Raw genomic sequence first — 26,194 nt, 5'->3', positions numbered from 1 at the left:
AAACAACAAAACGGCCGAAATCTGACAAAGTAATTTTTCAAGGAATAATTTTTAACAAATTTATACAATTTAAAGTTGGCGCAAATGGTACTTTTGCAAAAAAAATCGCCATGACTTTCGAAGCACTGCAACCAAAAGTAACTGAAATTACAACCAATATAAACTTTTCCAGAGAAGAAAAATTGCTTAAAATATGTGAATTGCTGGAAGCTAATGTCGATTATTATAATTGGGTTGGGTTTTATTTCCGAAACGGCGATAAAGAAGAGTTAGTGCTCGGGCCATACATTGGTGCGCCGACTGACCATACCGTTATCCCTTTCGGGAAAGGCATTTGCGGACAAGTAGCGGTTTCGAACCAGAATTTCGTTGTGCCGGATGTGAGTGCGCAGGACAATTATATTGCGTGCAGTTTTACCGTGAAATCAGAAATTGTCGTACCGCTTTTCGTCAATGGCGAAAACATTGGGCAGATTGATATCGACAGTAATGTGCTGGATCCGTTTACGGAAGCTGACGAAAGATTCCTGGAATTTGTGAATGCGGAAGTGGCGAAACTTTACTAAGCAAATTTCAATTTTATCACTTTACGATACGCATTTGTTATTTGGAATTTAATAATTGGAAATTAAAAATAAATTGTTACTTTTGCACCTCGAATAAGAGAAACTTATTCACTACATAATAATCATTAAATAATATTAGCATGTACTTAACTAAAGAAGTTAAAGAAGAAATCTTCGCTAAACACGGAGGATCAGCAACCAACACAGGAAAAGCAGAAGGCCAAATCGCCCTTTTCACTTACAGGATCTCTCACTTAACTGAGCACCTGAAAAAAAATCGCCACGATTTCAACACCGAGCGTTCCCTTGTATTGTTGGTAGGTAAAAGAAGAGCTTTGTTGGATTACCTTAAGAAAACAGAAATCAACAGATACCGTGAGATTATCAAAGAATTGAATATCAGAAAATAATCAATTGGAAAAGAGGTGCTCACGCGCCTCTTTTTTTTATACATATTGCAGAAAAAAAGTTTTGGTTTTTCATTGGGTTTTAGATAACTACACACAACAACAACACTACAACACAACTAAAACCCATTGTTTAACTTAGAGAATTAATTTATGATTCCACAATTATTTGTAGAAAGCATCGATTTAGGTGATGGCAGAAGCATCACAATCGAGACAGGGCGTCTGGCCAAACAAGCCGACGGTTCTGTAGTAGTAAGAATTGGAAAAACTGTTATCCTTGGTACAGTTGTTTCCGCAAGAAAAGCAAGTCCGGGCATCGATTTCTTACCGTTAACGGTAGATTATCGCGAAAAATTCGCCGCGGCAGGCCGTTTCCCGGGAGGTTTCTTCAAAAGAGAAGCACGTCCGAGTGACAGCGAAGTATTAACGATGAGATTGGTTGACCGTGTGTTGCGTCCGCTTTTCCCAAGTGATTATCACGCAGAAGTGCAGGTGATGATCCAATTGATGTCACACGACGAAGAAGTAATGCCGGATGCATTGGCTGGTTTGGCCGCATCAGCAGCTTTGGCTTTGTCTGACATTCCGTTTGAAACATTGATTTCTGAAGCAAGAGTTGGCCGTATCAACGGTGAATTCATCATCAACCCGTCACGCGCACAATTAGAAGAATCAGACATCGATATGATGATTGGTGCTTCACGCGATTCTATCGCGATGGTAGAAGGCGAGATGAAAGAAATTTCAGAAAAAGAAATGGTCGAAGCCATTAAATTCGCCCACGAGCATATCAAAGTACAAATCGACGCACAGGAAAGACTTGCTGCCGCTTTTGGAAAGAAAGAAGTGCGTGAGTACGAGCAGGAAAAATCAGACGAGGCGATTTATGCTAAGGTAAAAGAACTGGCTTACGACAAGATCTACGCGATTGCGAGCAAAGGTTCTGCAAAGCAAGAACGTGGTGCTGCATTCGACGCGGTGAAAGAAGAAGTAAAAGCTGCCTTTACAGAAGAAGAATTGCTTGAAAACGGTGATTTGGTAGGGAAATATTTCTACAAAGTCAACAAAGAAGCCGTTCGTAACGTAACCTTAGACTTAGGTACGCGTCTGGATGGAAGAAAAACAACTGAAATCCGCCCAATCTGGTGCGAAGTTGATTATTTGCCATCGGTTCACGGTTCTGCATTGTTCACCCGTGGAGAAACACAAGCTTTGGCAACAGCGACTTTGGGGACCTCAAAGAGAAGCGAACCAAATCGATTCGCCGTCTGAGCAAGGAGAAGAAAAATTCTACTTACACTATAATTTCCCGCCATTTTCTACCGGAGAAGCGCGTCCGTTAAGAGGCACATCCCGTAGAGAAGTTGGTCACGGAAACCTGGCACAACGTGCGCTGAAAAACATGATCCCTGCTGAAAATCCATACACAATCCGTGTGGTTTCTGAAGTATTGGAATCTAACGGTTCGTCTTCTATGGCAACGGTTTGTTCAGGCACTTTGGCTTTGATGGATGCAGGTGTTCAGATGATCCGTCCGGTTTCGGGAATCGCGATGGGATTGATCACTGACGGAGACCGTTTCGCTGTATTGTCTGATATCTTAGGTGATGAAGATCACTTAGGTGACATGGACTTTAAAGTAACCGGAACATCCGAAGGTATCACCGCTTGTCAAATGGACATCAAGATTGACGGATTGAAATACGAAATCATGGAACAGGCTTTGGCTCAGGCTCGTGACGGTCGTTTGCATATCCTTGAGAAATTATTGGAAGCACAGGCTGCTCCTAGACCTGATGTGAAAGACCATGCTCCGAAAATCATCATGCGTACCATTCCTGGTGCTTACATCGGTGCCTTAATCGGAACCTGGAGGAAAAGTAATCCAGGAATTGCAGAAAGCTACCGGAACAACTATCGTGATCAACGAAGTAAACGAAGAAGGTATCGTGGAAATCTTGGGTACAGACCCGGCAGGAATCGCAGCAGTATTGGCGAAAATCGATTCTATCATTTTCAAACCTGTTGTTGGTGAGGCTTACGAAGTGAAAGTAATTAAGTTACTTGACTTTGGTGCAGTGGTAGAATATACCGAAGCGCCGGGCAACGAAGTATTGCTTCACGTATCTGAATTGGATTGGGCACGTACAGAAAACGTTACCGACGTTGTGAATATGGGCGATGTTTTCCAGGTAAAATACCTCGGAATCGATCCAAAAACAAGAAAAGAGAAAGTTTCAAGAAAAGCTTTGATGCCAAGACCTCCAAGAGACGAAAACGCTCCGAGAGAAGACCGTGGCCCGCGCCCTGAAAGACGTGACGACCGTCGCCCAAGAAGAGATGACAGACGCGACAACCGTGGCCCACGCCCGGAAAAACGTGAAAACAACTCTGGTAGCGGAGAAGCACCACAAGAATAATAAGGTTATTAATTCATAAAGAACCCCGAAGCAGCTTGTTTCGGGGTTTTTTGGTTTACTATTTCAGTTGAATTAAAATCGTGGATTCCCTTCCTCCGAAGGGGTGGCCGAAGGCCGGGGTGGTAAAATGGGAACGTGGATTAAAACTGATCGTCGCAGATTTGCGCGGATTTGATCGCTTTGTTGAAATGTTGTGTAAAGAATTTGCTATTATTTTCGCAAATAAGCACCAACCACCTTCGTTTGGTCGAAAACCATTTTGCCTTTTTCAAGTTTGAAGTAGGTGGTGACGCCCAATCCAAAGTCTGCCCAGTCCAAATCATTTTTGCTGCCTGAAGTGGCAAGCTCCTGTATGATATGGATCTTGAATTTTCCATCTTCGAAAGTCAGTGGCAGCAGGTCGAGAACGATGAGCTTGTTATTGTTCTTCTTGACATATTTCTCCTGATCGTTCGGCCAAAGTACAAAAACTTTATAGCCGTTGATCATCTCTGGCATGTCGAATAAATAAGTACATCGTGCGAGATATAATGTTTTGGGCTCAACATTCTCACCGACAGAACGGCGGGGTTCCCGCTCCAGCGCTTTCGTATATTCGGTTAGGGCTTTGATATATAAGGAGTCATTGGCACTTGGTCTGACTTCATTGCAACATTGGGAATAAGCCAGCCCCTGCAAAAAAAGCAAGGCGATAAAAATCGAGAGTTTGTTTGGTTTTTTCATGGTCTTTTAATCGCTTATTTGAACTGCAAGATAAAGATTTTTAACGTTAATCGGTACGGATTATTGCTCCGGAAGCTTCAGAATCGCACCAAAATGATACGTATTCCCCTACTTTCGAGGGATGGCCGCAGGCCGCAGCGGTTAAAATGGGAATACAGATGAAACGGAATCAACGCAGATTTTCGCAAATTATCCCCATAAAAAAACTGCAGGCCAAAGACCTGCAGTTTCAATTTCCGGAAATCCGGTGAGTTTTATTGTTTTACAATTTTAACTGTCTTAACATCGGAACCCGAAGTCAATTTCACAGTGTAAGTGCCTGTTGTCAATGCAGAAAGATCCAATTGTGCATCTGTAGCATTAACGGCTTTAGAATATACCTGCTGCCCCAGCATGTTGAACACTTCAGCAGATTTAATTTCTTGCTTGTAAGAAATGTTCATCACATCCTTAACCGGATTTGGATACACCTGTAATCCCGAAAGTTGGTTATTGTCAACTGAAAGCAAATCGGCATAAGCGGCAATCCTGAACGCGCCTGTCAATAACGGGTCTCCGAAAAGGTCGAAATAATATTGCCATACCGCAACATATATTGTTGAGTTAGGCTCAAGCCCGGTAAGTGATAATTTTGAGAAGTAACCATCCGGAGCATCTTCGTTGTCATCATTACAATCAATTGGCGTAAGGCTGCCACATGTGCCTGAAAATGCCTGGATGATAGTATCATCATTGTCTGAGCCGTCTGCCTGCTGCGTCTCGATGGTAAGATTACCGTCGGCTGGTACTACTACTGAAAACCAAACGTCGTTTGTATAAAAAGAAGCACACTCAGGTGTAACCGCATCATCAGTCGTTGCGCCTGTGTCTGTGTATTCTGCAGCGCCCGATTCAAAATCACCGCCTACAGTCAACGGAATCGCATCGGCACAGAAATCGTTTGTTGGTGGCACAGCAACCGTACGGAAACTCAAATCAACAGCAGTGCTGTAATCGCCTCCGCCGCAATTGTTCCTGATATAAACATCGTAATCTGTTTCCGGTGTAAGGCCGGTTAATGTGTATGGTGAACTGGCTACCGTAACCACTGTTCCTGTTCCCGGAGCAAATCCTGCCGGGCCGTATTCGATTTCAAATGAAGTTCCGGCTGAATTCCATTCCAATCCAACGCTGTCAGAACCAATCTCAGTAATAGCGAAATTTTCAGGCTCGAAACAGCTCGGGATACCTGTACTTACCACATCGTCCACTTCAAAAACATCCATATTCTCTGTAGTTGAATAGAAAGCGATATAAATGGTCTGTCCGACATACGCAGATAAATCATAAGCATATTTGTAGTAATTGTCTCCGCTTTCAGGCGCTACATTAGCTGCCAGTGTAATGGTGAAATCGGCTGCATTGAGTCCGGTTGTTGAGATTTTCACATCAATTTGCTCCGGATATTGAACATCAAGACTGCGTGCCCAGAATGTAAAATAGTCGCTTACACCAGCGGTAACCGTAATGGCCGGTGTTATCAGGTAGTCGTCGTGTGCCACTTCGGAATAAAAAATCGTAGCAGCATTAAAGCCGCTGTGCGCTTCCAGGTCGTATTCAGAGAAATCTGTGATGACCCATGAATTTTCTTCGTCACCTCCGTCAATTACCGTCCATCCTGCGGGAATGTCGGTACTTCCATCAAAATTCTCAGAAAACTGGGCGAACCCGGCATTTGAGAAGATCAACAATAATAATAGCAAAGTAATTTTTTTCATAAGATAAGGTTTTAATTAATAATCGTAAAATTAGTTGAAGCGCCTGCGTTTACGGTTTCGCATTAAGAATATATTATGGAAATTTTAATATTTGCGTAATGCGCAAGGCCACAGCAAAATATAAACAGGCAAAACAGGATTTACCCTAATCTGGCAGCTATTTGCAGGGCAGCCATCGGCTAAAACTTTTTCAAAACCAAACTTTATCGCCGGATTTATGGGATATTATCGCATTACATTTGCGCCTCACTAATCCAAAACCAATGAAACAACTTTTCCTTAGCGCCATCGCGTTAACTACATCTGCACTATCGGCACAGGTGACCCTTGAACACAATTATGTTACCACCGGCGGTTACAACGACACCCAGAAGTCATACGCATTTTTTACCGACAACGGCATCAATTATTATACGACCAATGACACCCAGGTGATGCTTTACAACGCTTCGCACGTTTTGTACAAAACCATAACGCTGCCTTTGGGCGAGAGCTACGAGATTACAAAAGTCATACTGGTTACCGACAGGTTCTTCAATTCAATGCAAAAATTGAATTCCTTGTGGTCTCTAACAACTATTCCGGAAACGACTGGCTGCAAAAAATGACGCTTTATAATGAAGACGGGACGAACCTGCAGGAATTCGGTGACCGCTACACAGCAGATGCCATCAAGGTATCTGACAGTGCTTTTAAACTGATTGTCAGCCAGGATAAATCAGGGGAGAATCTTTATGACATCTACGCTGTTTCAGGATTCCTGTCTGCAGAACAGCAGGAAATGCTGACTGTGGGAAGCAAAGTTTACCCGAATCCTGCAACAAACCGCATCAATATTACCAATTCTCTACCGGCAGGCGAAAACGGCACGGTGCAGATCTACACGCTTGGCGGCGCTAAAGTGCTTGAACAGGCAGTGAGCGGCAATAATCCGACGATTGCTTTGGATATTGAATCGCTGAGCAGCGGCACTTATGTTTATAAGCTTAACAATCGTGCGGAGAAGTTTATTAAGAAGTAAATTTATTGGATGAAATATGAAAGCCTTTCGATTGAAAGGCTTTTTTGTTGGAAATTCTATCGGCTCTTCTTATCGCTGCCGCGCGAATCCCTTCGCGTGGTAATATTATTCTGGACAGCTTTTTATTTTATAGCACCACGCGAAAGGATTCGCGCGGCAGCGTGGGAATCCCTTCGCGTGGTAATATTATTCTGGACAGCTATTTTATTTTATAGCACCACGCGAAAGGATTCGCGCGGCAGCGTGGGGCTGGTTGGAAACATCCGAGCTATCGGGACTATTGAGCTATGGCTTAAATACTTTAAAAGTTTCAACTGAAATTTTCCTGACAGAATCACTGTCTAAGTATGGGGCAAAAAAAGTTTCAAAATTTTTAGAGTTAAGCACCAGAAATTTCCTTAATAGTGTATGAGTAAGCGAAATATCCGTTGATTGTTTCTCAAAACCCTTATATAATACAACCAAACAATCACTTAATTTATCATTAGGAATATAACCGTCTGCGTTCATCTCAAAAATACGATTAATTTCATGTTTCATATGATAATAAACGTCTTTCAGACGTTTCAGTCTTAAATCTTCTCTATTTAGATTACAAATTTCGATTGTTTTTTTACCACGCCCTTTATCGTCAATACCAAGAATTGATACACCATTTTTATCGTCACTTGGTTCAAAAGAAAGGTATGCCTCGGGATGTTTGTCAATTTCAGGATGTAATAGATATGGCTCCTCGTCGAGTAAAGGAGAAGCTGAAGCTTGGCATTTAGCAATATCAAGTTTTCCGAACGAAAAAGGAGGGCTCGATACTCTTCTACTTGCGTTTATAATTGGAAATTTATTTCCTTTTCCTCCTTCTGTATTACAATATCTACACGAAGGCACTAAATTTGACCAAGAGTAACATAACCAATAATATCCATTATGAGCAGCGTCGTCAGAGATAGCTTTTTTCGGTCTATAATGTTCTATTTCTGCTTTGCATATCGCTTCACAATAAGCACATTTAAGCAAATAATATTTGTTCAGAAAATCTCTCACTTGAGACCGAGTCTTACCATCTGAGCCTTTGTAAACACCTTTATATATTGAATCATTTATGTTTACCGAAGTATCTCTAAGAGCTATTTTTTCTATATCATTTAGTGCGATTGAAGAAATCAATGACGGCGGTATATCCATTAAATCCTTTTCAACATATCTCATTGTCCTATTTTTTACTTAAGATTTTTAATATAGCATTGGTTGTTTCCTTATCCAAATACTGTTCAATCTTCTTTCCTTGCTCATTATTTCGCATTACCTCCTCATATGTTGTTTCTACACGGACAAATTCATCATCATTCTTGTTTTCAGGGAAAATATTTTGAAATCCGAAGATTGGTGAAGTAAGGATAGTATTTGGCAACAAATTTGGAAAATCTATAATCTCATCTAATCTTTCCAAGGTCACTCCATCCTTTTTATTCCTATTAACTTTTAATATAATCGAATTTTTTTCAGCCGCTAACAATGGAATAGGACTATGAGTAGTTGCAATGAATTGTATTTTTGGGAAAACACTTGACAGCGCAACCGGTATTTGCCGTTGCAAAACTGGATGAAGGTGATTTTCAATCTCATCTATTAGGACAATTCCGAAAAAATCACGATATGGAATATTTCGATGTATTTGTTTTAAACGCAAATAAATATCAATGACAATATTAATTACACTTCTAAATCCGGCGGCCAATTTATTTAAGGGCAGAGACTCTAGAACTTCACCATTTGAAAGAGTTTCTTCAAATAGAACCTGTCGTTGATACACCTTTATTTCTGAAATTCTATTTTCAGTCACCTTTTTAATTATTTGCTCTAATTCACTAAATATATTTTTTTCTGCATAGTTAGTTGCAAATAGTTCATAATTAATATTCTTTAGCAAAGTATCATTCTCAAATAAGCTCAAGACGTGATTTTTACTCCTATCTTCCATATTTTCTGAAGATTTAGACTGAATATTCAATCTGGCTGGGCAGCATATCCAATAATATATTGGCCATAATCATATGATTCAATCGAATTTAAAACCCCTTTCGTTCTTACCGGGAAAGCCTTTTCATTATTTGATGATAATTCGAGACTGATTCTACTTTTTTCGTCTAAATATTTTTCAAGCTCTGGATCGATACTTGCACCAAGTGCAATAGCTTGGAGAATGGTAGTTTTACCGTACCCATTTTCGCCGGCAATAAATATCCAACGTGCATCAGGATTTAAATCATCAATGTTCGCAGACTTAATTCCTTGAAAATTTTGAATATTGATTCCGAGTAATGCATAAGGCAATTTTGGATTGCTAATAAACTCTTGATGTTTATTATACTCATTGACTTTGATCAAATCTCTTTGCTTGAGTACGCGAGAACACATGTTATCAAAATCTTTAGGGTTTATAAATCCAAATCTTGACACAAATTCCTCATAGTCTATTAGTTCATTATTACTAATATACTCGTCAATTCTTCTTTTGTCATTAATAATAAAAAGACCTAGATTTTCCTCCCAACGATCCCACTTATTAGATAAATGCTTTATCCAAACTTTAGTCTTTTTATTTAAACCATAATTGTTATTATTAATCTCATCCAATTCGGTGACAATCTTTTCGAAATATTCGTATTTAGCCTCAGAGTCTTTAGCAACTATTACAATCCGGCATCCAAATTTTTCATTGATTTCAAAATAGATATTAGGTGTTTTGTTATTGGAATCACCGCCAGCCCAAAATGACAGGCATATATATGAGTCGTTCCCTGGAAACCAATAACCTTTCTTAAATCTCTCATCCCTAACACTGCGCATATAAAAATATGGATTGATTTCGTTATTACTTGTACGACTTCTTTCGCTCCAATTATTTAAATAAATAAAAACCTCTTCATGGAGTTTTTCTATATTCTTCATCTTTTAAAATTTATAATTATAAAAACAATTATGGTAATTCCTACTTTAATAGGATTTGACTATTGTTTCTCAAATATACTTAATTATCCTCACCCCTCCAACATCTTCCGAACCTCCCCCACACTCATCCCTTGTAGGTATTCCTCCACCGTTTTCATCTCCTCAACAGGTTTCAGCTTCTCAATCGCATGCAGCGCATGCTTCGGTGGCAGCTCCATATCACGCAGTGCAAACAGGTCGTTGGGCGTGCAGTTCAGGTGAAAGCAAAGCTTCGTAATCTGGTTCAGCCCAATCTGGATGGCCTCGCCTCTAAGGAGCTTGGTGGCAGAAAAAGAACTGATGCCAATCTTCTTTAAATAGGCATCTGGAAATTTTACACCCCGTGCCCGCAGCACAGGCATGATGTTAATGACAATACAACTTTGTTCAGGCGTGAGATCGCCCCGCTTAGGTCTCCTCATAGGTTGAGTTTTTATATGTTAAGTGGGGGTTATTCAAATCTATAAAAAAATTTCATTGCTGCTACTCGCAGATTTAAATTTTTCTTACAAATTATTGATTCTTATGATGGCTTAGTGTAAGCATGATGAAAAATATTGTTCTAAAAATGACAATTTAGCCTGTTTTGCAGGCTAATAAATTTGTTTTGAAGTTTCAAACGCGTGTTTTGATTGCGCAGATGAATGTTTTGAAGGTGCGATAGCAGGTTTTGAAGGCGTCAAAAAGCGTTTTGCTATCCGATTAAAGTGTTTTGAAGGTAGTGTAGATTGTTTTAAAGGCGTCGAAGCTTGTTACAAACTCCAAAACCGTATAACCACTCTAAATTAACCCCTCAAACCGCCCCTTTTTTGGATTGTAGCATCGCTTATCCCTACATTTCGGTTTATAACTACCCCCGGCTTTAACTTGTAACCTTTAAACATTACTTATATGAACAGAGAACAAGAAGCTTTTTTCGCCATGGCGCTGAAAGTAAAGAATTACGGAACCAAAAATGCGGCTGCCATGACCGCCGTGCCAGCCGTTAACGCGGTTTACACGCAATTGGGCACTTACATCACCCAATTGATCGCCGCCGATTCGGGCAGCCGTGCCGACCTGACCGGCTATGCCGTTGCGAAGCTCGCCAAAAGGCAGGCCGTTGAGACGCTTGCCTTTAAGGTCAGCAATGCCATTACGTCGTATGCCGTGATGAACGACGACCCGGTGCTGCGCAAGCGTGCCGACTTTGCCGCAAGCAAATGGCGGGGCATGAGCGAAGATGAACTCGTCACGCAGGCCAGTATTATCGAGAACCTCGCGCCTGCCGGTGCCGCACTTGCCCCCTATGGTGCTGCCGCCGCAGATGTTACGGCTTTGAACACCGCCATTACGAATTACCTCGACGCGATTTCAGACCCGACACTCGCCATCGACCAGCGCAAGAGCGATAACAAGCAGGTGATTGCCATCATTGGCAGCGTCCGCGCGTTGTTTGAAGACAAGCTCGACGTGCTGATGCGCAGCTTTGCCGTGAACAGTCCCGTGGTTTATAATTTGTACGAATCGGCGCGCGCGATTGATATCAACGGGAGTGTCGAAGGAGCTTTGGTGACCGTCAGTGTTCCGCCAGCAACAACGATGACGGTACATACGGCAACGGCTTATGATGCGGATACTTTTTATACGGTGGAGAGCCAGGGCCAGGTGCGGTGCAGTTCAGCCTTTCGGCGGCGACAGACCATGAAGGGCCTGATCCGGTGCTTTTGGCGGCGGGTGAAACGCGGTCGAGGCTGGCGTCTAACCTGGCGGAGACGGGTACTTTTCTGGTGGTGAGTAATCCGGGACTGCGGCGGTCGGTTTGAAAGTTTGGGTGGAATGATTTTCAGCCACGCATTACACAAATTTCCACGAATTAAATTTTTTTAAAGTACTGTTTGTTACATGGCAAGATAAAAAATTCGTGAAAATTTGTGCAATTCGTGGCAAAACAAAAATCTTAATCCTATCTGGTTTTGGCATTCCCCTCCTCTGGAGGGGTGGCCGAAGGCCGGGGTGGTTAAAAGGGAATGCCGATGACGTAAATTTTTGCGCAGGGTCTTGGATTTCCATGACCGGGTTAAGGCTGCCATGAGATTGATTAAGCTGACGCAACCTTTTATTTTTTTGCTGACTATAAGATATAACCGCAAAAGAATACATTATGAAAACGCTGAAATCCCTACGCCTGTTGCTGTTGTTTTTGGCCGCAATGATAACCAACAGTTGCACCGATATGGATGACAACATCAAAACCGTTACTGCAGAAGACGTAATCGCCAAAAATTCAGCACTATTTCATATGCTGCAAAATGTGACGACCGATAGTGATGATCCTCTTGTAAAAATTACCTGTATTGATTTTATTTATCCTTTCGTGCTACAGGTTTACAACGAACAGCTCCAGGTGATTGGCACGGTGACTTTGACCGGCGATGCCCAGCTGAGCGCATTTCTCGGCAACCTGCCCGACAACCAATCCATCAGCCTCAGTTATCCGATCCAAACGACATTGGGCGACGGCACTGTTTTTAGCGTGACAAATAATACCGAACTCAAAATCGCGATTGACAGCTGTTCTAAGGAAGACATTCTGCTTTTCTATGGCAGTTTGTTTGGCGGCAGTCCGCATTGCGTATGGGTAGTCCCTTATTTTAAAGATGCTGACAACAAATATGCCGGTGGCGTTTTCGATACGAATTTCGATGGGACACTGCATTTTACTTTTGAAGGCGAAACGTATAACGGCACATGGACATTCCTGTATGTTGGTGAAGAATTCCACATGAACATCAATCTCGAAGGCGATTCTGAAGTCGCCAACGATTGGAATATAGACCGCCCGGCGCAGTTTTATAACGACAAGATTATCATTACCAATACACCTCGGAATTATGTCATCCAAAGAAAATGTAAGGAAACGGCGCCTTACGCGATTGGCGATGAAGGTCAGTGCCGGCGGCATCGTGTTTTACGACAAAGGCTTTTACAGCAACGGTTGGCGGTATATGGAGATCAGCAAAACCGATTTGGGATTCTTTGAATGGGGTTGTCTGGGTTCTGATATCGCGCACGCTGATGCGACAGCGGTTGGCAGCGGTATTGCGAACAGCGCGGCGATAGCGGGTTTCCATGACAGATTAGCCGATTATTACACCAACCCTTCCATCTGCAACGCTGCGAATGATGGTACTGTCGTTGCGCAGCGGGCTTTGGCTTTTCATGCCTTCAACTATCAAAATGCTGACGATTGGTTTTTGCCTTCGCAGGAAGAGTTGCTGCTCGCTTACCAGAATCTGAATGTGATATTTTTAGGCGATTTTTATCAGGCACCTTACTGGACATCGACTGAATCTGACGCAGATCATGCCATAGTTGTTGACTTTTTTGACGGAAGCGTGAATGCAATTTCTAAAATTCCGCCGCCAATTGCCATTAGTGCAAGAGCCATCAGGTATTTTTAGTCGTTTTGACGGAAATTAAGTGTAGTTTTAAATCGTAATAGATCCACTTTGAGTTTAGACCAAATCATAAAAGGTTGCATCAGGCAAAACCGCAAGGAACAGGAGCAGTTGTACAATTTGTACAAGAACACGCTGTTTGCCCTGAGCCTCAAGTATTGCCGCAATACCGCTGAGGCGGAAGACAATTTGCACAATGCCTTTATTGCGATTTTTACGAACATCAAAAGATACAACAACAGCGGTTCTTTTGAAGGCTGGATGAAGCGGATTACGATTTTTAAGGCGATTGACAGTTATAAGAAAAGTTTTCAGCTGGCGCCGATTAAGGATGATATCCCTGACACGGAAATAGCGGGTGATGAAATGAATTTCTCACTCGATGAAATCCTGTCATTTGTGCAGGAATTGCCAAATCAGTACCGACTGGTGTTCTGCCTGTATGAGCTCGACGATTATTCGCACCAGGAAATTGCGGCGATGCTTTCAATCTCTGAAGGCACTTCGAAATCGAACCTGCACCGCGCCAAACAAATCCTTAAGGAAAAAATTAAAGCAAAAGACAACTTCCATAATTACAATACGAAACATGGAAAATAAGAAAGATATCGGGCACCTTTTCAGGGAAAAACTCAATGCTTTGGATAAGACTCCGGATGATGCGGTGTGGCGTTCCATCAGTGCCGACCTTGACAAACGAAGGAAGAAAAGAGTATTGTTCTGGCTCACGGCAGCCGCGGCGGTTTTGCTTACCGGGTTTTCTGTATGGATAATCGCGGGACGTTTTTCTTCTGTTGAAGCAGCGGTTGAAACAAAATCGCCAGTTCAAAAAGCGACTACAAATACTGTCGTTACAGGCGAAGAACAACAAACCGAAATACAAACCGACACCACTTTCAAAAACAAAAAGGCAACCAAATCTAAAGTTACGGTCACGCGAAAACTCATCAAATCTAACGATGAAATCGATGAATATGAAGTAGTGACGCGGTATAAGGTTTATGTCAAAAAAACAAAAACCGCGACGGTGACGACGAAGAAAACTTCTTCTGCGAAAGGAAAAGCATCCAAGAATAATGTTGACGCGAAAAAACCTGTTGCTTCAAAAACAAATACAGTTACGTCAAAAAAAGCAATTTCGAAGAAAAGAGTTGTTACAAAATCGTCACAATCAAAAAACAAAAATTTCATTGCTTCCAAAGGAAAGAAAAAGCACAATTCGAAATCAACAAAAGGGAAAAGATTATCGGTCAGGAAGAAAAGACCCTTGCTTCCAAAACGCCGGAAACCTTACCTGAAAAAGAATATCCCGTTTTTAAAAAAGATACAACAGCAACCGCAATCGACTCATCAGCCGTCGCCCTTCAACCCATCGACACTATAAAAAGAAAAAACCAAAAAGAGAATACAAACCGCAACCGCCCAAAGAAGATGAAAAGAAATTCCAAAGCTACGCCAGCATTTATATCGGGCCTGACTACTATAATTCATTTTCAAAAGCATCATCGCTCATAAAAACCGGAGATGATTTTGAGAAAAAGGCGGCGTCGCATTTACTTACGGCATCAACGGGCGCATCATGTTCAATGAAAAAATCGGATTGCGGATTGGCTTTGCATCGACAACTGCGGCTTATACTACAGCTGTTCCTTATGAAAAGCTGTACAACACTACTTATGTCAATTTCAGCAGCGGAACCGGCCATGAAGCGCTTGATGCTTATTATGAAGCCGGGCAGAAAGTAAATTTGCTGCAAAAGACCCAATATTTTGAAATTCCCGTTGATTTGTATTATGTTGTTGATAATGAATCCAAAATCGGAACTGATATTTTCGTGGGTTTCAGCGGCAGTTTCCTCGGAAAAAATTCCGTCAGTACCAAAGTCGGCGAAAAAAACCTAGACCTTGGAAAAGCATCCAACCTGAAACAATTTGTGCCAGGCGTTATTTTCGGCGCACTTTTCAATTACAGGCTTACTCAGAAATGGCAGGCAGATTTGTCGCCTGTGGTCAAATACCAGATCAGTCCGTTCAGCAGTGATACGGCATTCAAGCCTTTGCTGTTCGCGCTTCAGGCGGGCGTCACTTACAAATTATAATTTAGATTTAGTTGTTTGGAAAATTCCCGTTTCGGTTTGCTGAAGCGGGTTTTTTATACTTCAAAAAAAATATCCGCGCCCTCTGTAACTTTTTCCCGTTTCATTACGTATAAGATATTGTACACTTAATATAACAATAGGAGGAAATTTAAATGAGACAGCTGAAAATTACAAAGCAGGTAACGAATCGTGAAACTGCTTCCCTGGACAAGTACTTACAGGAAATCGGAAAAGTTGACCTTATCACCGCTGACGAAGAGGTGGAATTGGCGCAGAAGATAAAAGCCGGTGACCAGCGCGCATTAGAAAAATTGACGAAAGCCAATTTGCGTTTCGTGGTTTCCGTAGCAAAACAATACCAGAATCAAGGGCTTACACTTCCCGATTTGATCAACGAAGGAAATTTAGGACTCATCAAAGCCGCACAAAGATTTGACGAAACCCGTGGTTTCAAATTCATTTCTTATGCAGTTTGGTGGATCCGTCAGTCGATTTTGCAGGCTTTGGCAGAACAATCGCGTATCGTTCGTTTGCCATTGAACAAAATCGGTTCTATTAATAAGATCAACAAGATGTATGCGTTGTTGGAGCAATCTAATGAGCGTCCGCCATCTGCCGAAGAAATTGCAAAAGAGCTTGACATGACCGTCAATGACGTAAAAGAGAGCATGAAAAACTCTGGCCGTCACCTGTCAATGGATGCGCCGCTTGTTGAAGGAGAAGATTCTAACCTTTACGACGTTTTGCGTTCGGGCGAATCTCCGAATCTGGACCTGCGAGCTGATCCACGAGTCATTGCGTACGGAAATCGAGCGTTCTTTGGAAACATTGACGCCAAGAGAAGCAGACGTTGTGCGTTTGTATTTCGGTTTGGGCGACCAGCATCCGATGACACTTGAAGAAATTGGCGAGACTTTTGATTTAACAAGAGAAAGAGTGCGTCAAATCAAGGAAAAAGCCATCAGGAGATTGAAACATACTTCAAGAAGCAAAATCCTTAAAACGTATTTAGGTTAATCAAATCATAATTGTATCGTAACAAAGATTTGGTTTTTAAAAAATAATTTGTACTTTGCGGTGTCCAATATGTTATCCGTTATTGAAAATATTTAAAGTAACAACAGTCTGATTAACTGTTCGTTTTTTGATTGATGATTGAAACTCCGGCTGATTACCGGAGTTTTGTTTTTTAAACAAAAATTCCGGTCAGTTCGCGCAAGCGCTCGGGTATTCGGAGTTTTGTTTTTCATTAAGCAAGTAAGTATTTGAACCATTAAGGTATTTAGTTTCATTAAGCAGCAGTCTTAATGTTTCTTAATCTCTTAATGGTTTTTTTATGGCGTACCACAAGGGTCGGGCTTTCGGCTAAATCTTTTTATCAGGCCCAGAAATTTTTGTCTTCACCCCGAGCGTAGTCGAGGGCCTAATAAAACGGATACCGCCTCACAAGGGCTTTGCGACTGCCGAAGGAATCCCTCACGCAGCTGTAAAATTAGCTACAACCATAGAAATACCTGACAGCCACTGGCTGTCCTCCTCTTAATATCAAATCTCACGCAAGCAAAATTTCAACACAATCAAAGAAATCCTCGAAAATCTGCATCATTCGTGTCATCCGTGTTCCATATTCCACAACACTTACATTGTGGCCTTTGCGAAAAACTTTGCCCCTTTGCGTTTAAAAAACTACTTTTGCCAAAACAACTACACAATGAACACATTAATAGCCCCATCAGTCCTCGCCGCAGATTTTGCCAACTTACAACGCGACATCGAAATGATCAACAACAGCCAGGCCGACTGGTTCCACATCGACATCATGGACGGCGTTTTCGTTCCGAATATATCTTTTGGAATGCCCGTTCTCGAAGCCATTACACGCCACGCCAAAAAAACCATCGACGTGCATTTGATGATTGTCGATCCGAACCGTTACATCAAAACTTTCGCCGATTTGGGCGCTAACAATCTGACCGTTCATTACGAAGCCTGTCCGCACCTGCACAGAACACTTCAGGCAATAAAAGCTGAAGGCATGAAAGCCGGCGTCGCCATCAATCCGCACACCAATATTGATTTATTGGAAGATATCATCAACGACATTGACCTCGTTTGCATCATGAGCGTGAATCCAGGATTTGGCGGACAATCGTTCATCGAAAACACATATACCAAGATTAAAAAACTCAAAGACCTGATCACCCGCAAAAATGCTTCCACGCTGATTGAAATTGACGGCGGCGTTTCTGACAAGAATGCATTACAATTAAAAGAAGCCGGAGCAGATGTGCTCGTCGCAGGAAATTTCGTTTTCCGATCAGAGAATCCCACACAAACAATAGTCGATTTAAAGACTTTATTACAATAAAAAAAGCCGGGCAAAATTGTCCGGCTTTTTTATAAAATGTTAAACGGTCAGTTTTTCATCATTTTGAAAGTCTGTGTTTTGTTTCCGGCAGTTGCTTTCACGAAATAACTTCCATTCGGGAGATTTGACAGATTCAGTTGTGCATTTTCCAATGCTTGCTTTTGACTGAAAACCAATTGCCCTAAAGTGTTGTAAATCAAAATTCCGTCAAGAACTTCGTTCGATTTTATCCGCACCGTATCATGAAACGGATTCGGACCGAATTCCAGCCCGGCAATCGTATGGTCGTTTGTATTTAAATAATCTACTGCAAAACACTGCGCATACGATTGGCAATCTCCGTAGGAAATCAATACGCTGTAATCGCCATTTTCAGTCGGCACAAAAATCTGGTTTGTCTCGCCTTGGATAACAATCGCGGGATCGCTGCAGATTACCCATTGATAAGTAGCGTCGGATTGATTCGCATGATAACCGGCTCCGTCAAATGAAAGACTTATATCGACAGAATTTATGCCTACATAAAAAGAAGTGGAATCACTGGGACAAGCTCCTGCAGCAGGCGCTTGCACTTGCACCAGCTGAGACGTTGTTATCACGTCGCCGGAATTATGGCCTGAATAGTAACCTTCCGACAATTCCGGCAAAATATAAAAGTTGCAGGCAGCCACATCTGGAATAGGTTGCAATTGTATCGGAGCAGAGATTGTAACTACAGTGGTAGTGACGTAATTGGGCTCTCCTCCTATTCCCAGTAAAGAATAGGAAATCACATAAGTTCCGGGAGCACTGGCGCCAAAATTAATTTCGCCTGTAATCGGATCTACTAAAATTCCGATAGAGCTGGAAGTAAATATACCTCCGCTATCAGTTCCGGGCCGAATACCGGTATAGCATTTGGCGAAGACACGCAGTATACCGTCTCAGAATAATAGAATGACGGCGCGTCCGAATTCCAATCGGTTTTTTGCAAACGAAAATTGAAATCCGATAACAGCAATAAAAAGAAAGTAGATTTTTCATACAGGTTTTAGTTTTGCCCAAAAGTAGTATTATAAATCACATTTCATCAATTTAGGGTGTAAAATTAATCATGTGCTGCACTTTTAGATAAAGTTTCCGGAAATTCAGCTTTAAAAATTTCCGGCGTTTCGAAAAAATGCTCCATGATAACAGCAAGAAATTCATAATCATTGGTGAATGCATAAATCCGGAAATAATGCGAATTCAGTAGCCGTTGCGCATTTGCCGGCCGTTTTACATCTGCCCTGATCTGCTCATACATTTGCGAAAAAATCGCCGCGCTGCTGTTCTGGTTGTTCATCCCGTAATTGTGCAGGGCATGAGAGAATTCGTGAATACCAAGATTTAAATTATCAGCATCGGTTTCATAACCTTCTTTGAAATGCTGCCACGAAAAGGCAATCAATTTGTATTTTGGGTTGAATTCGCCGTTATGCATTTCATCACTGACGCTGGAATAATAGGAAGTCGGGTAAACGAGGATTTTATCAAAAACGTCAATGAGGTAATTGCGCATTCCGAAAGTCAGCATTACATAAGAAGCGGCAATGGTAGTTTTCATTTCGTCATTGATGGTTAAATCCTGTCCGTGAAATTCGTAGGTTATGAGAAATTCGTATGTTCTGTGTTCGAAATATTTCTTTTTCTTATCTGAGAGTTTTTTGTAAAAAGCGACTTGCTGCTCAAGGATTTCTTTTTTGTGACGGAGGCAATTTCTTCAACACCGGATAAAAAAATACGTAAACAGGTTTTTTGTAAATCTGAAAATACAACGGCTCGACAATCAGGTTGAAGATTCCGATCGCAAAGACAATTGCGACAACTAATGCCAGAAAAATGATGATAAAAAAGAATAGCATTATTGGTTGGGTTTGTGCTGCAAGAAACGAAAAATGCGGGAATTTTGTTTTGTTTCGTGATAATGATTTGTATAGATTGTAAACAAAAAAGCAAGCCTGTATTTGACTTGCCTTATATTAAAGTGACCACGAGAGGACTCGAACCTCCATCATCAGAACCGGAATCTGACATTCTATCCATTGAACTACGCAGCCGAAATTTCAGATAACAGACGGCAGACCGCAGTTTTCTGAAATGTAGTTTTATTGCGTCAATAGTTTTTTAACGATAGTCGAAATGGTTTTACCTTCAGCTGTTCCGCCCAATTGCGCAGATGCCAAACCCATAACTTTGCCCATTGATGCAATGCCTGACGCGCCGGTTTCGGCGATGATTTTGGCAATGACTGCCTCAACTTCTGCTTCGGATAATTGCGCCGGAAGGAATTTTTCGATAACTGCAACCTGCGCCAATTCTGGTTCAGCCAGGTCAGGACGGTTTTGTTCGGTGAAGATTTTCGCGCTTTCTTTGCGGGTTTTTACCAAACGCTGTAATAATTTGATTTCTTCGTCTTCAGTGATTTCTTCTTTTGAACCTGAAGCAGTCTGCGCAAGTAAAAGCTCTGATTTAATTGACCTTAGGGCTTCTAAAGCGACGGTATCTTTGGCTCTCATGGCGTTTTTGATTTCGTCCATGATTTGTGTTGATAAACTCATAGTTGTTGTTTTAGCGGATGCCTGGCCCGGATAGTAGTGGAAATCCTTTAGTTTTTTGGCAGCAAAAAACTAAAGATTGCAACGGATAGCCGGAAACAGCCCCAAATTTTCTGACGCGAATTTAAGCATTTTACGTTAATTCGATGGCAAAAAATAACCCGAAAATCAGAAGACTTTCGGGTTAAGGAAATTGGTTTGAGTTAGCTAATCCACGTTGTCATGCAGAAACGAGTTGTTCGAACGCAATTGCATGTCGTCGTTACTGTCGGTTCCAATCGAGTGTCCGGGATTTGTTATTGTTCAATGGCGCACTGCTGATGTCGACGCCCATCCTTTTATAAGCGGGTTCTTTTTCGAATTCCTCTAATCTTGACGGGTTGTTATGGAATTTGTAATTGAACTCTTTTAATTTTCTTCTTCTTTCGTCTGCACGCAATCTTGATGCTTCTTCGAGAGACATTTCTGTTGGGGAAATGTTTTCGTAAGTATTGAATTCAGGCGCCAAATCGACTTTCTTCATCGTGATTTTCAACGCTTCGCTTTCAGGCTCGGCCACTTTTACAACCGGTTTTGAATCAAGCAATGAATTCTCCACTTCCATATATTCTTCGAGTGAATAACGGATGATGCCGTTTTCGTTCAATTCAGTTACCGGAACCATTTGCACTGGTTCGTGCACCTGGATTTCACGGGTTTCGTGCGTTAATTCGAAAAGGATTTTTTCTTCTCTTGTTTCCACTACAGGCGCAGCTTTTGCGATTGGAAGGTCGAAAGAGAATGTGATTTGCTCTTCTTCTTTTACGATGAATTGCGGCTCGCGCACCTCGATTTCGCGCACGGCTGGCGAAGTGAAATAGAAATCCTGTTCAGCTGGCGGCGCAACGATTTCGAAAGTCACATCGATATTTTTAATGAATTCTGTTGTCGGAACCAAATTGTATTCGAAGTCGATTGCCTCAACACGAACCGCTTCTTCAATGGTGATTTCCTCCATTAAATTGTGTACGATTTTTTCTTCGTGTGATGAAGACTGTACTTCCGTGAAATCGAAAGAAGCAACAACTTTCGGCGTCAGGTTATGGGTGATTTTTTGCTCGTCTTCAAGTGCGTGGATAATTTTTTTTGGCTCGGTATTGACGATTTCGTTTTGCTGTTCAACGTTAAATCCCGTAGCGATAATCGTAACAGCAACTGCATCGCCCAAAGATTCGTCTTCGCCGACACCCATGATGATATTGGCGTTGAAGCCCGCTTCAGCCTGAATGTGGTCGTTGATTTCTCCGATTTCATCAATCGTGATTTCACTGGTTCCTGAAACGATAAGCAACAATACGTTTTTGGCTCCTGTGATTTTATTGTCATTCAAAAGTGGCGAGTCCAAAGCAGAAATAATCGCTTCTTTCGCGCGGTTGTCGCCAGTTGAAATTGCCGATCCCATGATGGCAGTCCCGCTGTTTGACAAGACGGTTTTGGCGTCTTTTAAGTCGATATTCTGGGTGTAGTGGTGCGTGATGACTTCAGCAATTCCGCGGGAAGCGGTTGCCAAAACTTCATCAGCTTTCGAGAATCCGGCTTTGAAACCAAGATTTCCGTATACTTCACGCAGTTTGTTGTTGTTGATCACGATAAGAGAATCAACTTGTTTTCTTAATTTTTCAACGCCGAGCAAAGCCTGGTCATGACGAACCTTTCCTTCAAATTGGAAAGGAATGGTCACGATTCCGACTGTAAGGATATCGCGTTCTTTCGCCAATTGCGCGATTACAGGAGCAGCTCCGGTTCCGGTTCCGCCGCCCATTCCGGCAGTGATGAATACCATTTTGGTATTGCTGTCGAGCATTTTCTCGATTTCAGAAATACTTTCGATGGCTGATTGCTGGCCTACTTCAGGGTTTGCACCGGCACCAAGTCCTTCTGTCAGGTGAACACCCAACTGGATCTTATTTGGCACAGCGCTGTTCTGCAACGCCTGCGAATCGGTATTACAAACGATAAAATCGACCCCTTTATCCCTTGCTTGAACATGTGATTGATGGCGTTACTTCCGCCGCCGCCAACACCGATCACTTTAATCACATTTGATTGGTTTTTTGGTAAATCAAATGAAATGCTTCCAAAATCTGAGTTGCTTGTCATATTATTTGGTATTTAATTCTTTTATTTAGTCTAAAGTCGAATGTCGAATGTCTAAAGTCCGCTTCTTTCGGCTTTTGACTTTTCTCCTTCGACTACTCTGCGTTATCAAGGAAATCCCTGATTTTGTCTACGTATTTATCAAAGAAGGAACGTTTGATTTTATTCTCTGTCGATTCGACTTCTTTGATTGGTTTTGGTGTTGATTCGGCGTAAACCATTTCGCGAACCTCTTCAACAGGCGTTTCTGCTTTTGGCGCTTCCTGGATTGGCTCCGGCTGTCTGTAAACAACTTTTACTTCTTCCTTCACTGGCACCATTGGCGTTGCGCTTTTGGTATTGTTCTGGATGCTGTTCATGACCAAGCCAACCGCTGTCGCGTAAAGCGGACTTGAGATTTCCTCATCGGAATTGCCGGCCAAATGCTCATTCGGATAACCGATTCTTGTGTCCATTCCTGTGATGTATTCAACCAATTGCTTGATGTGCTGTAATTGCGCACCACCTCCGGTTAATACGATTCCAGCGATGAGTTTCCTTCTTGGATCTTCGTGCCCGTATGCTTTGATCTCTGCAAAAACCTGCTCGATAATTTCCACAACTCTTGCGTGGATGATTTTCGAAAGGTTTTTCAAGGATATTTCTTTTGGCTCTCTTCCTCTTAATCCCGGAATCGAAACAATTTCGTTGTCTTTATTTTCACCAGGCCATGCCGACCCGAATTTTACTTTTAAAAGTTCCGCCTGCTTTTCGATGATGGAACAGCCTTCTTTGATGTCTTCCGTAATGACATTTCCTCCGAATGGAATCACTGCCGTGTGACGGATGATGCCATCTTTGAAAATCGCCAAATCAGTAGTTCCGCCACCGATATCGATCAAAGCCACACCGGCTTCTTTTTCTTCCTGGCTCAAAACCGCATCGGCAGAAGCCAACGGCTCTAATGTCAATCCGGATAATTCAATACCTGAACTTTGGATGCATCTTCCGACATTTCTGATAGACGAAGCCTGTCCGACAACTACGTGGAAACTTGATTCGAGTCTTCCGCCGTACATGCCGATGGGTTCCTTGATTTCAGATTGCCCGTCAATCTTGAATTCCTGTGGCAAAACGTGGATGATTTCTTCGCCCGGAAGCATCGCCAGTTTGTGCACCTGATTGATTAACAAGTCGATGTCTTTGTCGCCGATTACTTCTTCCGGATTGCTCCTCGAGATGTAATCGCTGTGCTGGATCGAGCGGATGTGCTGCCCTGCAATCCCGACCACACAATCGTTGATTTTGTAGCCTGAATTGTTTTCAGCTTCAATCACCGCCTGCTGGATCGACTGGATGGTTTGCGTGATGTTGTTCACGACACCTCTTGCCACACCAAGGCTTTTGGATTTTCCGACACCTAAAATTTCCAGTTTCCCGTACTCATTTTTCTTGCCAATCATGGCGACAATTTTGGTTGTCCCGATGTCTAAACCGACAGCAATGTTTTCTTTTTCCATAATCTCTTATTTTGTGCACACTACCTGTTGCGTGAACTTCAGGTTTATTGACTTGTACTTGTTAATTGAACTATCCTGAACTGTTTTTTGAAAAAATGCTTTATAATTATTAAACTTCTGCTCTACGTTGATGGTTTTGCCGAATTCGATGGTGTAATCGAAGTTGCGGTTCCACATCAAAAGGCTCCCGCTTGGCAAAATCTGCATACCGATGATGTTCTTTTTCAAAAAATCATCGTCATAGACAAATCGCAATAACTTGCTTATTTCTTTGCTGTTTTTGGCGTTAATTTCACCCGAAACAAGCGGAACTCTTGCAGCATGAATCTCCGATAACGGCATTGTATGTCCTTCGTAATCAATATAAAAAGAACCCGTCTCGTTGTTCACGCGCGCAATTGGCGTTTTTTGTTTCACAACAGCTTTCAGGACACCATCTATACTCACAAATACTTCCGATTTCTCGATCATATCGTTTGAACTGATGGATTTTTCCAACTTATTCAAATCTAACCCATCTTTACGGATTGTTTTTGCATCCTGATTATTTTCTATTAACAATTTATTAACCGCCTCGCGGGTTACAAAACCGTTGTCGCCTTTTGTAAATTCGACGATTGATTTGGTAATTTTTCGTGCTTCATTCCGTTGCAGCGTAAACGAATATAAAAAGCACAATCCCACTAAAATCAATAGCAGGCGCACATTTTGCCAGATATTTGTCCAGTTAAATTTTCTCATGAAGTGCTTCTTTTACATCATCAACCAATTCTCCGATATCGCCTGCTCCGATGGTAACGAAAATGTTAGCATCGCTGTTTAAAATTTCTTTTATCAAATTTTCTTTTGAGACGATTTTTTTATTCGGATTTGTCATTTTCTGCATCAAAAATTCGGAAGAAATACCTTCCATCGGCAATTCCCTCGCCGGATAAATATCGAGTAAAATCACATCGTCAAAAGCGGACAAACTTTTGGCAAAATCATCTGCAAAATCTCTCGTTCTGCTGAACAAATGCGGCTGGAAAATCGCCAGCACTTTTTTGTCCGGGTACAATTCTGAAACCGCCTGGTGCACCGCATTGATTTCCGTCGGATGATGCGCATAATCATCAATGTAAACGAGATTTTCGGTCTTTATCTGATACGAAAAACGTCTTTTAACACCGCGAAATGATAATAATGCTTTGACAATGCCTTCAGTTGGGGAACCGAAGCTCTTTGCCATTGCCAAAGCCATTATCGCATTCATTAAATTGTGCTTTCCGGGCAAGCCGAATTGGATATTTTGTATGGTTTCCGACGGCGTTTGCACGTCAAAAACGTAATTGCTGTTTTCAATCCTGATGTTGATTGCTTTGTAATCGGCGTCTTCATTAACGGCAACGGTCATTCCGTTTAACGGCAGACCTTTCGCAATGAACAGATTCGATTTCTCGTCGATTTTATCCGCGAATTCTACGAATGATGCTTCGATGTGCGCTTTGTCTCCGTAAATATCCAAATGATCCGCATCCATCGAAGTAATGCAGGCGAGATTTGGATGAAGATGTAAGAACGAACGGTCGAATTCATCGGCTTCGACAACTGTTACGGTTTTTCCGTTTCCTACTAAATTCGAATTATAATTTTCTACGATTCCACCCAAAAACGATGTAACATCTGCGCCGGTTTCGTATAAAATATGGGCGAGGATACTTGAAGTCGTGGTTTTTCCGTGTGTTCCTGCAACGGCGAAGCAGAAAGTGTCTTTCGTGATAATGCCCAAAACTTCTGCGCGTTTTTTAATTTCAAAGCCTCTTTCGATGAAATAATTCCATTCGGAATGCGTAACAGGAACTGCCGGCGTTACGACAACCAATGTATTTTCTGTGTAAAAATCTTTCGGGATTTGATTGATATCGTCTTCGAAATGAATGGCAATCCCGCTTTCAATCAACTCTGAAGTCAGCGTTGTCGGCGTTTTGTCGTAACCGCATACATTTTTACCGAGGGTTTTGAAATGGCGTGCCAAAGCACTCATCCCGATTCCGCCGATGCCTATGAAATAGACGTTATGTATTTGGTTCATGTTCATTTTAGTCGAAAGTTGAAAGTCGAAAGTCTGAAAGTCAATCTCCTTTGTTTATAATATTTCTTTTATAATTTGTTATTCTTTTTTAATTTTTTTATCCCTTCGAATTGGTCTTTCG

General features: G+C 41.8%; 22 protein-coding genes, 1 tRNA gene and 4 pseudogenes. 13 read left to right on the top strand and 14 right to left on the bottom strand.

The genetic code is table 11. The annotated features are described in order from the left end of the window. Positions 1-110: 110 nt before the first annotated feature. The 3 genes and pseudogenes from ACSLFW_RS06650 to ACSLFW_RS06640 all read left to right on the top strand — a co-directional run bounded on the left by ACSLFW_RS06650 (position 111) and on the right by ACSLFW_RS06640 (position 3,396). Positions 111-566 carry a GAF domain-containing protein gene (locus ACSLFW_RS06650; protein ID WP_436555126.1) on the top strand — a complete coding sequence of 152 codons (456 nt, stop codon included), beginning with the start codon at positions 111-113 and terminating at the stop codon, positions 564-566. Between the two features lie 140 nt (positions 567-706). Continuing rightward, positions 707-976, top strand: coding sequence for a 30S ribosomal protein S15 (gene rpsO, locus ACSLFW_RS06645; RefSeq protein WP_436555125.1), 270 nt, complete (start codon positions 707-709; stop codon positions 974-976). 150 nt (positions 977-1,126) lie between these two features. Beyond that, positions 1,127-3,396: pseudogene (locus ACSLFW_RS06640) on the top strand (polyribonucleotide nucleotidyltransferase). Positions 3,397-3,606: 210 nt separating this feature from the next. On the opposite strand, the gene ACSLFW_RS06635 reads toward ACSLFW_RS06640, so the two are convergent. Further along, on the bottom strand, positions 3,607-4,119 hold the full coding sequence (locus tag ACSLFW_RS06635) for a hypothetical protein (RefSeq protein ID WP_436555124.1): 513 nt from the start codon (positions 4,117-4,119) through the stop codon (positions 3,607-3,609). A 254-nt stretch (positions 4,120-4,373) separates the two neighbouring features. Continuing rightward, positions 4,374-5,876 carry a choice-of-anchor J domain-containing protein gene (locus ACSLFW_RS06630; protein WP_436555123.1) on the bottom strand — a complete coding sequence of 501 codons (1,503 nt, stop codon included), beginning with the start codon at positions 5,874-5,876 and terminating at the stop codon, positions 4,374-4,376. A gap of 263 nt (positions 5,877-6,139) precedes the next feature. Here ACSLFW_RS06630 and ACSLFW_RS06625 point away from each other — a divergent pair, with 263 nt between their 5' ends. Together ACSLFW_RS06625 and ACSLFW_RS06620 are read left to right on the top strand one after the other, a co-directional pair. After that, a complete protein-coding gene (locus tag ACSLFW_RS06625) occupies positions 6,140-6,484 on the top strand; it encodes a hypothetical protein (protein ID WP_436555122.1) in 345 nt (114 codons plus the stop codon). Continuing rightward, entirely contained in the window at positions 6,439-6,897 is a 459-nt protein-coding gene (locus tag ACSLFW_RS06620; RefSeq protein ID WP_436555121.1) for a T9SS type A sorting domain-containing protein, read from the top strand. Before ACSLFW_RS06625 ends, ACSLFW_RS06620 begins: the two co-directional genes overlap by 46 nt. 285 nt (positions 6,898-7,182) lie before the next feature. On the opposite strand, the gene ACSLFW_RS06615 is transcribed toward ACSLFW_RS06620, so the two are convergent. The 4 genes from ACSLFW_RS06615 to ACSLFW_RS06600 all read right to left on the bottom strand — a co-directional run bounded on the left by ACSLFW_RS06615 (position 7,183) and on the right by ACSLFW_RS06600 (position 10,307). Continuing rightward, the gene (locus tag ACSLFW_RS06615; protein ID WP_436555120.1) at positions 7,183-8,103 is read right to left on the bottom strand and encodes a hypothetical protein; all 921 of its coding nucleotides are present in this window, start codon (positions 8,101-8,103) and stop codon (positions 7,183-7,185) included. Between the two features lie 4 nt (positions 8,104-8,107). After that, entirely contained in the window at positions 8,108-8,875 is a 768-nt protein-coding gene (locus tag ACSLFW_RS06610) for an AAA family ATPase (RefSeq protein WP_436555119.1), read from the bottom strand. Between the two features lie 26 nt (positions 8,876-8,901). Next, a complete protein-coding gene (locus tag ACSLFW_RS06605) occupies positions 8,902-9,846 on the bottom strand; it encodes an AAA family ATPase (protein WP_436555118.1) in 945 nt (314 codons plus the stop codon). An 89-nt stretch (positions 9,847-9,935) separates the two neighbouring features. Then, complete coding sequence (locus ACSLFW_RS06600) at positions 9,936-10,307, bottom strand: helix-turn-helix domain-containing protein (RefSeq protein ID WP_436555117.1); 372 nt, start codon at positions 10,305-10,307, stop codon at positions 9,936-9,938. 469 nt (positions 10,308-10,776) lie between these two features. Here ACSLFW_RS06600 and ACSLFW_RS06595 point away from each other — a divergent pair, with 469 nt between their 5' ends. The 8 genes and pseudogenes from ACSLFW_RS06595 (at position 10,777) to rpe (ending at position 17,791) form a co-directional block, all read left to right on the top strand. After that, on the top strand, positions 10,777-11,661 hold the full coding sequence (locus ACSLFW_RS06595; protein ID WP_436555116.1) for a hypothetical protein: 885 nt from the start codon (positions 10,777-10,779) through the stop codon (positions 11,659-11,661). Between the two features lie 367 nt (positions 11,662-12,028). Beyond that, positions 12,029-12,907 carry a hypothetical protein gene (locus ACSLFW_RS06590; RefSeq protein ID WP_436555115.1) on the top strand — a complete coding sequence of 293 codons (879 nt, stop codon included), beginning with the start codon at positions 12,029-12,031 and terminating at the stop codon, positions 12,905-12,907. Continuing rightward, positions 12,873-13,328 carry a hypothetical protein gene (locus tag ACSLFW_RS06585; RefSeq protein WP_436555114.1) on the top strand — a complete coding sequence of 152 codons (456 nt, stop codon included), beginning with the start codon at positions 12,873-12,875 and terminating at the stop codon, positions 13,326-13,328. Before ACSLFW_RS06590 ends, ACSLFW_RS06585 begins: the two co-directional genes overlap by 35 nt. 48 nt (positions 13,329-13,376) lie before the next feature. Further along, entirely contained in the window at positions 13,377-13,925 is a 549-nt protein-coding gene (locus tag ACSLFW_RS06580; protein ID WP_436555113.1) for an RNA polymerase sigma factor, read from the top strand. Beyond that, positions 13,915-14,709 (top strand): hypothetical protein, encoded by a 795-nt coding sequence (locus ACSLFW_RS06575; RefSeq protein ID WP_436555112.1) that lies wholly within the window; start codon positions 13,915-13,917, stop codon positions 14,707-14,709. The genes ACSLFW_RS06580 and ACSLFW_RS06575 overlap by 11 nt, the downstream gene beginning before the upstream one ends. A 195-nt stretch (positions 14,710-14,904) precedes the next feature. Continuing rightward, positions 14,905-15,423 carry a hypothetical protein gene (locus tag ACSLFW_RS06570; RefSeq protein WP_436555111.1) on the top strand — a complete coding sequence of 173 codons (519 nt, stop codon included), beginning with the start codon at positions 14,905-14,907 and terminating at the stop codon, positions 15,421-15,423. Between the two features lie 152 nt (positions 15,424-15,575). Then, positions 15,576-16,440 (top strand): annotated as a pseudogene (locus ACSLFW_RS06565) (sigma-70 family RNA polymerase sigma factor). A 694-nt stretch (positions 16,441-17,134) separates the two neighbouring features. After that, positions 17,135-17,791, top strand: coding sequence for a ribulose-phosphate 3-epimerase (gene rpe / locus ACSLFW_RS06560; RefSeq protein ID WP_436555110.1), 657 nt, complete (start codon positions 17,135-17,137; stop codon positions 17,789-17,791). A 47-nt stretch (positions 17,792-17,838) separates the two neighbouring features. On the opposite strand, the gene ACSLFW_RS06555 is transcribed toward rpe, so the two are convergent. The 8 genes and pseudogenes from ACSLFW_RS06555 to murC form a co-directional block, all read right to left on the bottom strand. Then, a complete protein-coding gene (locus ACSLFW_RS06555) occupies positions 17,839-18,564 on the bottom strand; it encodes a T9SS type A sorting domain-containing protein (protein ID WP_436555109.1) in 726 nt (241 codons plus the stop codon). Positions 18,565-18,878: 314 nt separating this feature from the next. Further along, positions 18,879-19,508, bottom strand: a pseudogene (locus ACSLFW_RS06550) (zinc-dependent peptidase); the annotation flags it as partial. 289 nt (positions 19,509-19,797) lie between these two features. Continuing rightward, positions 19,798-19,869, bottom strand: a tRNA-Arg gene (locus ACSLFW_RS06545). A 48-nt stretch (positions 19,870-19,917) separates the two neighbouring features. Further along, positions 19,918-20,370 (bottom strand): GatB/YqeY domain-containing protein, encoded by a 453-nt coding sequence (locus ACSLFW_RS06540; RefSeq protein ID WP_436555108.1) that lies wholly within the window; start codon positions 20,368-20,370, stop codon positions 19,918-19,920. Between the two features lie 204 nt (positions 20,371-20,574). Further along, positions 20,575-22,506: pseudogene (ftsZ, locus tag ACSLFW_RS06535) on the bottom strand (cell division protein FtsZ). A gap of 92 nt (positions 22,507-22,598) precedes the next feature. Then, the gene (gene ftsA / locus ACSLFW_RS06530; protein WP_436555107.1) at positions 22,599-24,002 is read right to left on the bottom strand and encodes a cell division protein FtsA; all 1,404 of its coding nucleotides are present in this window, start codon (positions 24,000-24,002) and stop codon (positions 22,599-22,601) included. A 6-nt stretch (positions 24,003-24,008) separates the two neighbouring features. Next, complete coding sequence (locus ACSLFW_RS06525; protein ID WP_436555106.1) at positions 24,009-24,743, bottom strand: cell division protein FtsQ/DivIB; 735 nt, start codon at positions 24,741-24,743, stop codon at positions 24,009-24,011. After that, on the bottom strand, positions 24,730-26,079 hold the full coding sequence (gene murC / locus ACSLFW_RS06520) for a UDP-N-acetylmuramate--L-alanine ligase (protein WP_436555105.1): 1,350 nt from the start codon (positions 26,077-26,079) through the stop codon (positions 24,730-24,732). The genes ACSLFW_RS06525 and murC overlap by 14 nt, the downstream gene beginning before the upstream one ends. Positions 26,080-26,194: the final 115 nt, after the last annotated feature.

It is taken from the genome of Flavobacterium sp. 3HN19-14, from assembly GCF_051373205.1.
Classification (GTDB): Bacteria; Bacteroidota; Bacteroidia; order Flavobacteriales; family Flavobacteriaceae; genus Flavobacterium.
Note: the sequence above shows the minus strand (reverse complement) of the source record. Positions and strands in the feature narration are given on the sequence as shown.